11 protein-coding genes are annotated in these 13,067 nt (G+C 68.4%); 4 read left to right on the forward strand and 7 right to left on the reverse strand.

Annotated elements, in window-relative coordinates; all coding sequences use genetic code 11:
* The 3 genes from ACXRVZ_RS26550 to ACXRVZ_RS26560 form a co-directional block, all read left to right on the forward strand.
* A partial coding sequence (locus tag ACXRVZ_RS26550) for a M3 family metallopeptidase (RefSeq protein ID WP_458233046.1) occupies positions 1-514 on the forward strand: 514 nt, incomplete at its 5' end.
* A 7-nt stretch (positions 515-521) separates the two neighbouring features.
* On the forward strand, positions 522-1,037 hold the full coding sequence (locus ACXRVZ_RS26555; RefSeq protein WP_457427587.1) for a DUF1697 domain-containing protein: 516 nt from the start codon (positions 522-524) through the stop codon (positions 1,035-1,037).
* A gap of 136 nt (positions 1,038-1,173) precedes the next feature.
* Entirely contained in the window at positions 1,174-1,749 is a 576-nt protein-coding gene (locus tag ACXRVZ_RS26560; protein ID WP_457427585.1) for a hypothetical protein, read from the forward strand.
* Between the two features lie 4 nt (positions 1,750-1,753).
* On the opposite strand, the gene ACXRVZ_RS26565 is transcribed toward ACXRVZ_RS26560, so the two are convergent.
* The 7 genes from ACXRVZ_RS26565 to ACXRVZ_RS26595 all read right to left on the reverse strand — a co-directional run bounded on the left by ACXRVZ_RS26565 (position 1,754) and on the right by ACXRVZ_RS26595 (position 10,757).
* Complete coding sequence (locus ACXRVZ_RS26565; RefSeq protein ID WP_457427583.1) at positions 1,754-2,872, reverse strand: patatin-like phospholipase family protein; 1,119 nt, start codon at positions 2,870-2,872, stop codon at positions 1,754-1,756.
* Positions 2,872-3,498, reverse strand: coding sequence for a glutathione S-transferase (locus ACXRVZ_RS26570; protein WP_457427581.1), 627 nt, complete (start codon positions 3,496-3,498; stop codon positions 2,872-2,874). Before ACXRVZ_RS26570 ends, ACXRVZ_RS26565 begins: the two co-directional genes overlap by 1 nt.
* A complete protein-coding gene (locus ACXRVZ_RS26575) occupies positions 3,495-3,998 on the reverse strand; it encodes a hypothetical protein (protein WP_457427579.1) in 504 nt (167 codons plus the stop codon). The genes ACXRVZ_RS26570 and ACXRVZ_RS26575 overlap by 4 nt, the downstream gene beginning before the upstream one ends.
* Before the next feature lie 29 nt (positions 3,999-4,027).
* Positions 4,028-4,555, reverse strand: a complete 528-nt coding sequence (locus ACXRVZ_RS26580) for a hypothetical protein (RefSeq protein ID WP_457427577.1) — start codon at positions 4,553-4,555, stop codon at positions 4,028-4,030.
* Positions 4,552-4,974 carry a VOC family protein gene (locus tag ACXRVZ_RS26585; RefSeq protein ID WP_457427575.1) on the reverse strand — a complete coding sequence of 141 codons (423 nt, stop codon included), beginning with the start codon at positions 4,972-4,974 and terminating at the stop codon, positions 4,552-4,554. Before ACXRVZ_RS26585 ends, ACXRVZ_RS26580 begins: the two co-directional genes overlap by 4 nt.
* Positions 4,975-5,006: 32 nt before the next feature.
* Positions 5,007-7,682, reverse strand: a complete 2,676-nt coding sequence (locus tag ACXRVZ_RS26590) for a M16 family metallopeptidase (protein WP_458233047.1) — start codon at positions 7,680-7,682, stop codon at positions 5,007-5,009.
* A gap of 273 nt (positions 7,683-7,955) precedes the next feature.
* A complete protein-coding gene (locus tag ACXRVZ_RS26595; RefSeq protein ID WP_457426883.1) occupies positions 7,956-10,757 on the reverse strand; it encodes a M16 family metallopeptidase in 2,802 nt (933 codons plus the stop codon).
* Positions 10,758-10,924: 167 nt separating this feature from the next.
* On the opposite strand from ACXRVZ_RS26595, the gene ACXRVZ_RS26600 reads away from it, so the two are divergent.
* Positions 10,925-13,067, forward strand: a 2,143-nt coding sequence (locus tag ACXRVZ_RS26600; protein ID WP_458233048.1) for a hypothetical protein, incomplete at its 3' end; no start/stop codon positions are given.

Below are 13,067 nucleotides of genomic sequence, written 5' to 3' on the forward strand. Positions count from 1 at the left end.
CTTCTGCTGGGAGTGGGACGTGTTGCAGCAACTCAGCGGCCACGCCGACACGGGCGAGCCGCTGCCGCGCGAACTGTTCGACAAGATGATCGCGGCCAAGAACTTCCAGAGCGGGCTGATGACGCTGCGCCAGATCGAGTTCTCGCTGTTCGACATGCGCCTGCACGCCACGCCCGGCGCTGAAAGCCACGTTCAGCAACTGATCGACGACGTGCGCACCGAGGTCGCCGTGCTCGTCCCGCCCAGCTTCAACCGCTTCCAGCACAGCTTCTCGCACATCTTTGCGGGCGGCTACGCGGCGGGCTACTACAGCTACAAGTGGGCCGAACTGCTGAGCGCCGATGCCTGGAGCGCCTTCGAGGAGGAAGGCGTGTTCAACCCGGCCACCGGCAAGCGCTTCCTGAACGAGGTGCTGGAGCAAGGCGGAGCGCGCGACGCCATCGACAACTTCAAGGCCTTCCGCGGCCGCGAGCCCAGGATCGATGCGCTGCTGCGTCATCAAGGCATGAGCTAAGAAGCTCATGCGCTACGTCGCACTCTGGCGCGGCATCAATGTCGGCAAGGCCAAGCGCCTGGCGATGGCCGACCTCAAGGCGCTGCTGGCTGAACTGGGCGCCACCAACGTGGCCACGCTGCTGAACAGCGGCAACGCGGTTTTCGACGTGAAGAAGAAGCTTACGGCCGACAAGATCAGGGCGGCCGTGGCCCAGAAGCTGGGCGTCGATGCCACCGTCATCCTGAAGACCGCCACCGAGTGGGCCGCCATCGCGGCGGCCAACCCGATTGCCGAGGCGGACGATCCGAGCCGCCTGCTCGTCGCCATCCCCGCCGATGCCACCACGCTGCAGGCCACCGCCGGCATCGTGGCAGACAGCGGCGAGCGCTTTGTCGTCACGGCCGATGCGGCCTATCTGTGGTGCGGCAACGGCATACTGGAAAGCAAGGCCGCCATGCTGTTGTTGAAGAAGCTCGGCGAAAACGTCACGACGCGCAACTGGGCGACGGTCGGCAAGCTGGACGCCTTGGCCAAGGCCTGACCTGACGGCACCGTCAGCCGGTGCCTGAGACATAAGTCTCGAAACGCCGGACACCGCGCGGCACGGCCACACAACCGAGGGTGATCACGCCGCCGGCCGGTCGAGACAATTCGAAGCTCAGGGAAAAGCACCATTCATGAGCATTCGAATCCAGACATTGCTGGCCGCCCTCTGCGGCCTGCTCGCGGCCACCACGGCCCACGCCCAGACCTATCGCTGCATCGTCGGCGGCACGACCTACCTCTCGGACCGGCCTTGCGCACCGACCAATGCGTCGCCGGCCCGGCTGGTCGCCGCCGGCGCGACGCAGCAGACAGCGTCCACCACCTATCGCTCGTCCACGCCCAGCCTGCAGCCGGCACCCGACCACCATCGCTATCTGAGCCAACGCTGCGCGGAAGTCAACGATGCCATTCGCACCGCGCCCAGCCGTGGCGTGGGCCGATCCGTCGTCACGGATCTGCAGCGCGAATACCGCAGTCATTGCACCGAGGACGATGCTTACGCGCGGGAACGCCTCTCGGAGGACCGCAACCGACAACGCGAGGGTGAGCGCCATACCCGGCAGGAGGCCGCGCAGTCGCGCCAGGAGAGCCAGCGACTGCAGGAGCGCTGCATCGCGCTGCGCGACGCGATCCGCACGCGTCGGGCCCAGGGCGACAAGGCGACGACGGCCGAAGAGGCTTACAACGCCAACTGCCTGGGCCGCTGACGTCTCAGTCCGCGCCGTCCAGCGTATGGACACGCATGCCGATGCCCTCCTCCAGCGGCGCCTTCCATGGCGCACGGCTGAGCATGCGCCGGCCATCCTTCAGCCCGGCCGCCCAGCGTGCGCGCAGGCGTGAGTCGCTGAAGTCGATGTCGCGCCAGGAGTCTTCGCCGTCCAGCGCGCGCATGACGAGGTGGACGACGTCGATGCGCGAGTCGCAGCCCAGGGCCAGCAGCTCTTTCACGGCCGGGTCGGCGGCGGTCTTGCTGTCGAGTTTCTTGCCGACCAGGCGCAGCGCGCGGCGCAGGTTCTGCATGCGCTCGTGGTCGCCCAGGTGTTCCATGATGCGACTGGCGTACTGGATGTCCTTGTAGCGCGTCAGCGTCTGCGCCATGGTCTGCGGTGCGGCCTCGCTTGCGTCCCACAGGTCGACCATGAAGCACAGCGTGTCGCGGCGCTCCGAGTCGTCCAGCACCACGTCCAGCGGCGTGTTGCTGTAGATGCCGCCATCCCAGAACGCATCCTTGCCGATCTGCACCGGCGCGAAGCCGGGCGGCAGCGCGCCGCTGGCCATCACATGCTCCGGGCCAATGAGGGTGTGGCCGTCGCGGTTGTCGAACAAGGCCAGCTCGCCCGAGCGCACATTGACGGCGCACAGCGTCAGCCGCGTCTCGGCTCGGGCAATGCGCTCGAAGTCGACCAGTTCGCGCAGCGTGGCGGCCAGCGGCGCGGTGTCGTAGTAGCTCAGCTCCGCCAGCGGTGCGCGGCGGTTCATGTCCCAGGACTGCGGGCCACGCGGCTTGAAGAAGCCGGGCACGCCGCTGGTCAGCGTCTGCCAGGTCTGCAAGCCCTGTTGCCACAGCGCTGTCCAGGGGCTGGACGGAAGTTGCGGTGCGAGGGCCGGCCGCGTCACGCGGCCCCAGAAGCTGTGCAAGGCCTTCAGCCGGTCGCCCGGCGCATTGCCGGCGATCAGTGCGGCGTTGATGGCGCCGATGGAAGTGCCCACCAGCCAGTCCGGCGGCAGGCTCGCGTCCTCCAGCGCCTCGACAAAGCCGGCCTGGTAGGCACCCAGCGCGCCGCCGCCCTGGAAGACGTAGACCGTTTGCGGAGGACGCTTCGTGGCCATCAGCTCAACTGGATCGCGTCATCGCAGGGAATGGCGAGGAAGGCCGGCAACCGCTCGACCGCCGCAGTGTGCGCGACCAGGTGCGGAAAGCCTTCTGCCGGCACCACCTCGGGCAGCACGAACTGCGTGAAGGTCCAGGCCACGCTCGCCGACAGACCCGACTGGCGCAGGCCCGCCTCGCTGGTGTCCAACGGCCGGGCGGCCAGTTCGCTGTCCAACTCGCGGTAGGCCGCATTGAGTTGACCCGTGACGCGCGCTACCCAGGGCTCATGCCGCTTCTCGGCCGGGCGCAGGCCGCGCTCGTAGATGATCTGCGCCGTCTTCTCGCAGGCGGCCAGGGCCAGGCCGATCAGGCGCAGCTCGCGCGTCAGCTCGGCGGGCGCGGCTGGCATCAGGCTGCGGCCCGCCAGGGCCTCGGCGTAGATCAGCATCAGCGTCGAGTCCATCAGCACGCTGCCGTCGTCACAAATCAGCGTGGGCGCCTTGACGACCGGGTTGATCTGCTGGAAGGCATCGAAGCCCCGGAACACCGAGATGGCCGCGTGCTCGAAGGGCAAGCCCAGCAGCCGCATCGAGATCGCGACGCGGCGCACGAAGGGCGAGTCGAGCATGCCGATGAGTTTCATGGGCTGCCCATCTCGTCCTTCAACCCAAGTGGGAGGCTGGGCATGAGCATCAGTTCGTCCGCGACCTTGCGCCCGTGGCGGCGCTCGATTTCGGCCAGCATCACGCGGTTGTAGGCGTCGGCATGGGCCTGGGTCAGCAGCGTTGACGCCTTGCCCTTGTTGACCCAGGTGAGCCCGTAGCGCTTCTTCATGAGCTGGATATGGGCCGGCGTCAATGCTTCGCCGAAGATCTCCAGTTGCAGCAGGCCGGCCTCGATGTCCGCACGGGCCTTGGCCTCGCCGCGCACGGCCGCCCCAGCCGGATTGCCGATGCGCAGGTCGATGGCCGCGATCAGCTGCTTCTCCCGCTTGGCTTCGCCCTCCTGCACCCGGAACCGCTCGAAAAGGCTGAACACAATGGCCGCCGCCGCCAGGGCGCACAGCACGGCAACGACGCGGATGCGGGTTTGCGACCGGCGCCAGCCCTTGCCCAGCCGTTCATCGGCCAGGGCCACGGCCATCGTGGGTTTCGCTGAATCCATGGATTGCTTCAGTTCCTAAACCCTGGATTCTCGGCGAGCGGCGCCAGCGCCGCCCGCACACGGGCTTGCCAGGCGCCCTGCTCGGCCGCGCTCCAGTCCGGCCAGCGCGGCGATTCGGCTTCCAGTTCTTCCGCCAGGGCTTGCAGTTCGCCCAGGCCAGCCACCGTGGCCGCCAGGCTGAGCCGGGCCAGCCACTCCTGGGCGGCACGCATGCGCGGGTAGGCCGAAAACAGCCAGCGCGCCACCTCGGGCCGGGCGCGCCAGTCGGCACTGCCGAAGCGCTGGACGGCCTGGGCCGTGAGCTTTTGCCCGGCGCCCAGGCAGTCGAAGGCCACGCAGCCGGCAAAGCCGCGATCCATCAGCTCGGCGTGGATGCCGCAGCGGTGGTCGGCGCAGAGGTGGTGGCAGGGCGTTTCGGCCGCTTTGTCGAAGCCGAAGCCCTGGACGGCGTCGAAGGGCGGGATCACACAGCACAGTGCCGCGCAGGCCGAGCAGTCAGCCTTCAGGTGCGCCGGCAAGCGCAGCGGAACATTCACTTCGCGTCGTCCGACACACCCACCATCCAGCCCACACCGAAGCGGTCGTTGACCATGCCGAACAGCGGCGCCCAGAAGGTCTTGCCCAGCGGCACGTGGATCTGGCCACCCTCGGCCAGCGCGGCAAAGGCCTCGCGGGCGCTGTCCGCATCGGGGCAGTCCAGCGACAGCGAGAAGCCCTTGAAGGCCGTGTCGCCGCCGCACATGCCGTCGGACATCATGACCAGCGCGCCGCCGATGTGCACCGAGGCATGCATGATCTTGTTCTCCGATCCCGGCGGCAGCGTGCCGGGCGGCGGTGGCTCGGGGCTCTCGGAGTTGCGCATCAGGAACTCCACCTTGGCGCCCAGCGCCTTCTTGTAGAACTCAATGGCTTCTTCGCAGCGGCCGTCAAAAAACAGGTAGGGGTCGATCTTCATCGCGGTCTCTCCTTTGACAAGGTTGGCTGACTCTACGGAGTCTTGAAGTCGCCTGCGGTCGAAATGATGAAGTTCTTCGCGTCAATGTGTTTGCGCCAGGCCGCATTGGCCTGCTCGACGGTGACGGCAGCGATGGCGTCGTCCTGCCGCCGGAAGAGGTCCCACGTCTCTCCGCGCTCGGCCAGCCCCGTCAGGTAGCCCGCCACCTGGCCGGGTGGGATGCGCGCGGATTTTCTGCCTTCGAGAAAGGCCTTCTTGTCGCGGGCAAGCTCGGCAGCGGTCACGCCCTGGGCAGACATGCGCGCCACTTCCTCCTGCAAGACGGCGATGACGCGGCCGCGCTCCTCTGGCGCGTAGCTGGCCTCGATACCGAAGCTGCCGGCATTGCCCCACAAGCTGGCGTCCAGGGAGATACCGATGTTGTAGGTCAGGCCCTCCTTCTGGCGCACGCGCTCCGACAGCCGGCTCTCCATCCCGACGCCGAAGATGCGCACGGCCATTGCCAGGGCCAGGTAGTCGGGGTCCTCACTGTTCAGGGGCAGCGCCTGTTGCAGCCGGACGATGGCGCTGGCTTTGTCGCGGACGATGGCGTCGAAGCGCGCGGGCGGCACGGCGATGTGCTGCGAGACATGGCGCACGAATTTCGGCGCCGCGGGCTTCTTCCAGTCGCCGAAGAGCCTTTCCAGCTCTGCGGCCAGGCCGTCCGGCACGGCGCCGGCAACGCCGACCTGGGCATCGTTGGTGCTCCAGTAGTCGGCATGGAAGCGCTTCACATCATCCAGCGTCGCAAACTTCAGCTTTGCAATGCGATCGTCCACGCTCATCACGTAGTCCGGGTCACCCAACGAGACGCCGCGCGCGGCGTTGTAGTGGCCGCGCGTGGCCGCCTCGAGCAGGATGCCGAGCTCCTGGCGCGAGGCTTCAAGCGAGGCGATGTTGTGCTTGATGTCGCGATCAAAAGCGTGCTGCGGCAGCAGCGGGTGGCGAAGCAGGTCGGCGGCCACGCGCAGTGCTAGCAAGAGCGTGTCGCGTTCAGCGCTGACGGTGATCGTGGCCTCCTGGTCGTCACTGGAAATTTCCAGGTCGGCGCCCAGCATGATCATCGTGTCCCACAGCTGCTGCCGGGTGTAGCCGGAACTGCCCTCGAGCAGAAGCGGCCCGACCATGCGAGCGACGCTGCGCGCAAAGGTCGCATCGCGCTCGCCCCAGCGCAGTTGCATCTTGAGCACCACCGTGTTGCCACGGGTCTGCTTGTGGAGGGCGTGCAACGAGATGCCGCTAGGCAGGATGGCGTGCGCGGTGTGCGCCTCCAGCACGGCCGGCTGAGGTTCCAGTGGTTCTCCGTCCTCGACCTTGGCCGGCCCCTTCAGTTCAGCCAGGCTTTGCTCAAGCGCCGGCGCGGCGGGGATTTCCACGCGCTCCACGACGGCGGCTGGCAGGTAGCGGCCCAGCGTGCGGTTGGCGGGCTTGAAATACGTGGCGCGCACGCGCTCCACGTCGGCCAGCGTGATCTTGGGGATGTCCTCCATCTGCTTGAACAACAGCCGCCAGTCGCCGGCGGCGATGACGCCTGAGATCTGCTGAATCAGCGCCTCCGGGTTCTTCATCCGCTGGCGGCTTTCATTGGCGAAGACGTCGCGCACCCGCTGCAGTTCGCTCTCATGGAAAGGCTGGGCCATGCGGCCTTCGACCAGGTCCAGCAGCAGGGCCTGCACCTTGTCCACGTCGGCGTCCGGTGGCAACACCGCGTGAATGCTGGCCAGACCGGGGTCCACGCCGCCTGCGACGCTGATGTTGGCGAACGCGCCCAGCCCGGCCAGTTGCCGGTTGAGCTGTCCGCCGGGCTGCAGATTCATCAGGAGGCCGTAGACGATCAAGGCCGGCGTGTCGGGGTGCGTGAGGGCCGGCACGTGATAGGCCACCCGCAGGTGTGGCTGGCCGCCAACGCGGCGCACCACCACGCTGCGCTCCCCGTCCTGGGCCGGTTCCACCGTGTAGGGTTGGGGGATGGGCACTGCCGGCTTGGCGACGGGACCGAAGTGCCTAGCGATGAGGGCCAGCGTGGCAGCCTTGTCGAATGCACCGGCAATCAGCAGCGTCGCGTTGTCGGGCCGGTAGTAGCGCTTGTAGAAGGCCCGCAGCTTCGCTATGGGCAGGTTCTCGATGTCGCTCCTGGTGCCAATGGTGGCGCGGCCATACGGGTGCCAGGCAAATGCGGCGGCGCTGACGCGCTGGATCAGCACCGAGGAAGGCTCGTTCTCGCCGCGCTCGAACTCGTTGCGCACGACGGTCATCTCGGTGTCCAGATCCGCCTTGGCGACACGGCTGTTCGCCATGCGGTCGGCCTCCAGGTCGAGCAGGAAGGCCAGCGTGGCGGCGTTGGCGTTGAAGGACGCGAAGTAGTTGGTGCGGTCCGCCGTTGTCGTCGCGTTGCGACTCACGCCGCGCTCGGCCATGGCGCCTTCGATGTCCCGGTGCCGCTCGGTGCCCTTGAACAGCAAGTGCTCCAGCAAGTGGGCCATGCCGTACTCGCCCTGCACCTCCTGGCGGCTGCCGACGCGGTAGGTGATGTTGACTGTCGTGGTTGTCTGCGTCGCGTCGCGAAGCAGCAGGACCTGCAGGCCGTTGGGCAGCCGGTACTCCTCGATGCCGCCCAGCTCGCGCACGGCAGTGGGCAGGGCCGGTTCGGGTGCAGCGGCGGTAGCCACTGGCTTCGCTACCGCGGCTCCGGGGGGGTTGGCCGACGCCAGGCGGGCAATCAACAGGGAGGCCAGGATCAGGCCGCTTCGCAAAGAAGTCACTCGTGTCTGCGGCTGCGGGCTACACCGCCGGTCATTCGCTGAGGCGCGGATTTTGGCCACGCCATCACAGGCCGACCGACCGCCCCACGCCAGTGAGGCCAGTGAATATTGCCTGCGCTGTTCTTCAGCAATGAGGAAGGTCGCGCAGCACCTGCTGCACGGCCTCATGGGGCAGGGGCTTCAGGGATTCTTGAAGTCACCGGCTGTCGAAATGATGAAGCTCTTCGCGTCAATGTGTTTGCGCCAGGCGGCATTGGCCTGCTCCACCGTCACGGCGGCCAGCGCGTCGTCGCGCTTCTGCGCCGCGGCCCAGGTCTCGCCGCGCTCGGCCAGGCTGGTCAGGCCGCCGGCCAGGGCGCCGGGGTCGGCGCGGCCCTGCTTGCGGCCCTCCAGGATGTCCTTCTTGGCTCGCGCCAGCTCGGCAGCCGTCACGCCGTTGGTGGCCATGCGGGCCACTTCTTCCTGCACGACGGCGATGACGCGCTCGCGCTTGTCCGGCGCATAGCTGGCCTGGATGGCGAAGCTGCCGGCCGTGCCCCAATAGCTGGCGCCCAGGGACGCGCCGATGCCGTAGGTCAGGCCCTCCTTCTGGCGCACGCGCTCGGACAGCCGGCTCTCAAGCCCACCGCCGCCGAAGATGTGCACGGCCAGCTCCAGCGCCGCGTAGTCGGGGTCTTCGCTGTTCAGCGGCAACGTCTGGTGCAGGCGCACGATGGCGTTGGCCTTGTCGCGGGCGATTGCGTCAAAGCGCGCCGCCGGCACGGCGAGGTGCTGGGGCACATGGCGAATGAACTTCGGCGCGGCCGGCTTCTTCCAGTCGCCGAAGAGCTTGTCGACCTCGGCCGCCAAGCCGTCCGGCAAGGCGCCGACGGCGCTGACCTGGGCTTCGTTGAACGACCAGTAGTCGCCATAGAAGCGCTTCACGTCGTCCAGCGTCGTGGCCTTGAGGTTGGCGATGCGCTCGTCCACGCTCATCACATAGTCCGGGTGGCCGAGGCTGACGCCGCGAGCACCGTTGTAGTGGGCGCGCGTGGCCTCCTGGCGCAGCACGCCGGGCTCCTGGCGCGAGGCCTCAATGCCGGCGATGCCCGACTTGATCTCGCGGTCGAAGGCGTCCTGCGGGAAGCCGGGGCGGCGCAGCGCATCCGCCGCCACGCGCAGGGCCGGCAGCAGCGTGTCGCGCTCGGCGCTGATGAAGATGGTGGCGCCCTGGTCGTAGCTGCTGACGTTGAGGCTGGCGCGCAGCTTGATGAGGGCGTCCTGCAGCTGCTGCTTGGAGTAGCCGGCACTGCCCTCGTCCATCAGCGCACCGACCATGCCGGTGCCGTTGCGCGCAAAGGTGGCGTCGCGCTCGCCCCAGCGCAGTTGCATCTGCAGCACCACGGTGTTGCCGCGTGTCTGCTTCTGCAGCGTGTGCAGGGCGATGCCACTGGGCAACGTCGCCCGCTTCACGCGCGACTCCAGCACGGCCGGCACGGGTTCGAGCTGCTCGCCCTCTTCCACCTTGGGCGGGCCCTGCAGCGCGGCCAGGCGCTGGTCCAGCGCGGGCGCGGCCGGGATCTCGACGCGCTCCACGGCGCCGGCCGGCAGGTAGCGGCCCAGCGTGCGGTTGGCGGGCTTGAAGTAGGCGGCGCGCACGCGTTCCACGTCGGCCAGCGTGACCTTGGGGATGTCCTCCATCAGCTGGAAAAGCAGGCGCCAGTCGCCCGCGGCGATGAGGCCGGAGATCTGCTGGATCAGCGCCTCGGGGTTCTTCATCTGCTGGCGGTAGCTGTTGACGGCGATGTCGCGCACGCGCGCCAGCTCGCTCTCGTCGAAGGGCTTGGTCGTGCGGCCCTCCGCCAGGTCCAGCAGCAGGGTCTCGACCTGGCTCACGTCCGCACCCGGCGGCAGGGCCGCGAAGGCGCTGACGGTGCCGGGGTCCACGCCACCCGCGCCGCCGATGCCGGCCGCCACGGCCAGCTTGGGCTCGACGATCTGCTTGTAGAGCTGGCCGCTGGGCTGCAGGCTCATCAGCAGGCCGTAGACGATCAGGGCCGGCGTGTCGGGGTGGGTGATGGCCGGCACGTGATAGGCCGCCAGCAGGATGGGCTGGCCGCCCACGCGGCGCACGACCACCGAGCGCTCACCGTCCTGCGCCGGCTCCACCGTATAGGGCAGTTGCACGGGTGTGGCGGGCTTGACGAGCGGGCCGAAGTGTTTGGCGATCAGCGCCAGCGTGGCGGGCTTGTCGAAGGCGCCGGCGATCAGCAGCGTCGCGTTGTCGGGCCGGTAGTAGCGCTTGTAGAAGCCCTGCAGCTTCTCGATGGGCACGTTCTCGATGTCGCTCTTTGGGCCGATGGTGGCGTGGCCATAGGGGTGCCAGGCAAAGGCCGCCGCGTTGACGCGCTGGGACAGCACGGCGAAGGGCTGGTTCTCGCCGCGCTCGAACTCGTTGCGCACCACGGTCATCTCGGTGTCGAGGTCGACCTTGGCGACGCGGCTGTTGGCCAGTCGGTCGGCCTCCAGGTCGAGCAGGAAGTCCAACGTTTCTGCATTCGCGTTGAACGCCGCAAAGTAGTTGGTGCGGTCCGCCGTCGTCGTGCCGTTGAAGCGCACGCCGCGCTGGGCCATGGCGCCGGGGATGTCCTTCTGCCGCGCCGTGCCCTTGAACAGCAGGTGCTCAAGCAGGTGGGCCATGCCGTACTCGCCCGGTGCCTCGTGGCGGCTGCCGACGCGGTAAGTGATGTTGACGGTGGTGGTGGTCTGCGTCGCGTCGGGGAAGAGCAGGATCTGCAGGCCGTTGGGCAGGCGGTATTCCTCGATGCCGCCGAGCTCGCGCACGCGCTCGGGCAGGGCCACGACGGCCGCCGCCGCGACCACCTTGGGCGTGGCCGGCCTGGCCTTGGCTGCGGCAGGCTGGGCCTGCGCCGTGCCCAAGGCCAAACTCAGCAGGGCGACGCCCATGGCTCGCGGCAAGCGCCCATCCAGTTTGATTCGCATCTCTGTCTCTCTCCGTGCAACCGCATCTTCGGCTTGGCGGGGATTCTGCGTGCAATTGCGAAGGCGCCTGTTCGTCAGTTCCAAACGCCCAGTTTGCTGCGATTGCAGGCGCCCGGCAGCCGGTTCACACTGCTCGGCCGGCGTCTTGCGCCTGGCAGGAGATCGCCATGGCCCATCGCCTCTCCCTGCGCCGCCTCGCCACTGCCCTGTGCTTGTGCGGCCTGCTGGTTCCAGCACCCTCCTCGGCCCAGTACGCCGCCGTCTGGGTCAGCGGCAGCGGCTCATGGCTGGCCAAGAAGCCGGGTGACTGGGTCATCGTCGACTTCAGCAACCCCTGGCAGTTCTTCCCCGACAACAACGGCCAGCGCTATTTCTTCGCCACCATTCCGAACGGCAGCGTCGCCCTGAACGTGGACGTCATCCCCGGCGACAACGGCGTGCCGATCAGCTTCCTGGGCGTGGAGGTATCGACGCTGGCCTTGGGGCAAGGCGCCGAGCTGACGCTGCAGAACCAGGCCACGCTGTCCATCGACGGCGTCAGCCAGATCGGCGGCCTGCTGCACAACGACGGCCTCATCCGCCTGACCGGCACCTCGGCGTTGAGCTTCCCCTTCCTCATGCCCATCACCGGCAGCGGCGAGATCGTCATGGCCAGCGAGGGTTCCTTCCTCAGCGGCCTGGCCGGCGTGCTGACGCATTCGTCCTCGCACACGATTTCCGGCTTCGGCCAGATCACGGTCGCGACCCTGCTCAACCAGGGCCGCGTGCTGGCCGACACGCCGGGCAAGGCGCTGAAGTTAACGGGCGGCTATCTGGACAACAGCGGCCTGCTGCGCGCCGGCAGCCGCGTGGCGGGCGAGCCGGGCGGCGAGCTGCGCATCAAGGCCGTCATCGGCATGGCCAACAGCGGCGAGGCCATCGCCGACAACGGTTTCCTCAAGATCGAGGGCCGCACACTGGCCAACAGTGGCCTCGTCGAGGCGCAGGCGCTGGGCAGCGTCGTGCTGCAGGACCTGGACATCAGCAACAGCGGCGGCGTACTGCGCGTGCTCAGCGGTGGTGCCTTCGCCTTCAACGGCAGCAACATCGTGCGCGGCGGCATCCTGGTCGCCGAGCCGGGCAGCCTGCTCTGGGTGGCCAGCGGCCGCACCGAGCTGCGCGGCGCCATCGGCCTGACCGGCCTGCTCAGCGCCGACGGCGGCACGCTGAACTTCCACGATGCCGACATCACCATGCCGCAAGGCCGCATCGGCCTGGCCGCCGGCACCGTGGCCACCACCAGCGGCACCAGCAACAGTTTCCACGGCGGCACCTGGCAGGGCAGCGGCCGGCTCAATGTCGTCACCGCCAGCTTTTGGGACGGCGTGGCCAGCCCCATCACGCTGGACGGCACGACGGTCGACCTGCACAACAACACGCACCGCGTGGCCGGTAGCCTCGTCAACAACGGCCGCATCGCGCTGCGGGCCGATACCGGCTTCAACCAGGAGCTGCGCCTGCTGCTGCAGGCCAGCACCGCGATGACCGGCAACGGCGAGCTGGTGTTTGCGGCATCCAACGGCGGCCAGACGGCCATCCGCGCCGCCGATGCCAGCTTCAAGCTGACCAACGGCCCACAGCACCGCATCGTCGGCAGCCCCGGCGTCAGCGCGGCCATCCACCCCGACCTCGTCAACCAGGGCGTGGTGGACAGCGCCGGCGCCACGCTGCAGCTGTGGAGCGCCCAAGTTGACAACACCGGCACGCTGCGCTCCAGCGGCGGGCAGCTGCAGCTCACGCGCGGCGGCGGCACGTTCATCGCCAACGCAGGGGGCCGCATCGAGTCGCTGCCCGGCGGCAGCGTGCTGTTCGCCAGCCCGTCCATCACCGTGGCCGGCGGCACGCTGGCCGGTGGCGGCGAGTTCCGCAACGGCGGCAGCCTGTTCCTGGATGGCGCCAGCCTGGGCGCCATCAACGTCGAAGCCGGCACGACGCTGACCTCGCAGAACGCGACGCTGACGCTGGCCGGCAGCTTCGTCAACGACGGCACGCTGCGCATCCTCGATGGCACCAACTGGCTGTCCGGCCCGGTGCGCCTGCAGATCTCGGGCATCGTCGATGTCGACGGCAGTGGCCGCCTGCTGGTAGGCGGCGGTGACGAGAGCGTGATCACCAAGGCCAGCGGCAACGCCTTGCTGCGCCTGGGTGCGGGCCAGACGCTGATCACCGCCAACAGCAGTGCCAGGCTGGAGGTCGACCTCGTCAACCAGGGCCGGGTCGAGTCTCGCGGTGCCAACACCAGCTTGTACGCGCCGGTGGCCAGCATCCGCA

The sequence above is a fragment of the Roseateles sp. P5_E8 genome (genome assembly GCF_054177665.1).

Coding starts and splice junctions, on each gene's coding strand:
- ACXRVZ_RS26555 (WP_457427587.1), top strand. CDS start 522: ATGCGCTACGTCGCACTCTGGCGCGGCATCAATGTCGGCAAGGCCAAG.
- ACXRVZ_RS26560 (WP_457427585.1), top strand. CDS start 1,174: ATGAGCATTCGAATCCAGACATTGCTGGCCGCCCTCTGCGGCCTGCTC.
- ACXRVZ_RS26565 (WP_457427583.1), bottom strand. CDS start 2,872: ATGGCCACGAAGCGTCCTCCGCAAACGGTCTACGTCTTCCAGGGCGGC.
- ACXRVZ_RS26570 (WP_457427581.1), bottom strand. CDS start 3,498: ATGAAACTCATCGGCATGCTCGACTCGCCCTTCGTGCGCCGCGTCGCG.
- ACXRVZ_RS26575 (WP_457427579.1), bottom strand. CDS start 3,998: ATGGCCGTGGCCCTGGCCGATGAACGGCTGGGCAAGGGCTGGCGCCGG.
- ACXRVZ_RS26585 (WP_457427575.1), bottom strand. CDS start 4,974: ATGAAGATCGACCCCTACCTGTTTTTTGACGGCCGCTGCGAAGAAGCC.
- ACXRVZ_RS26595 (WP_457426883.1), bottom strand. CDS start 10,757: ATGCGAATCAAACTGGATGGGCGCTTGCCGCGAGCCATGGGCGTCGCC.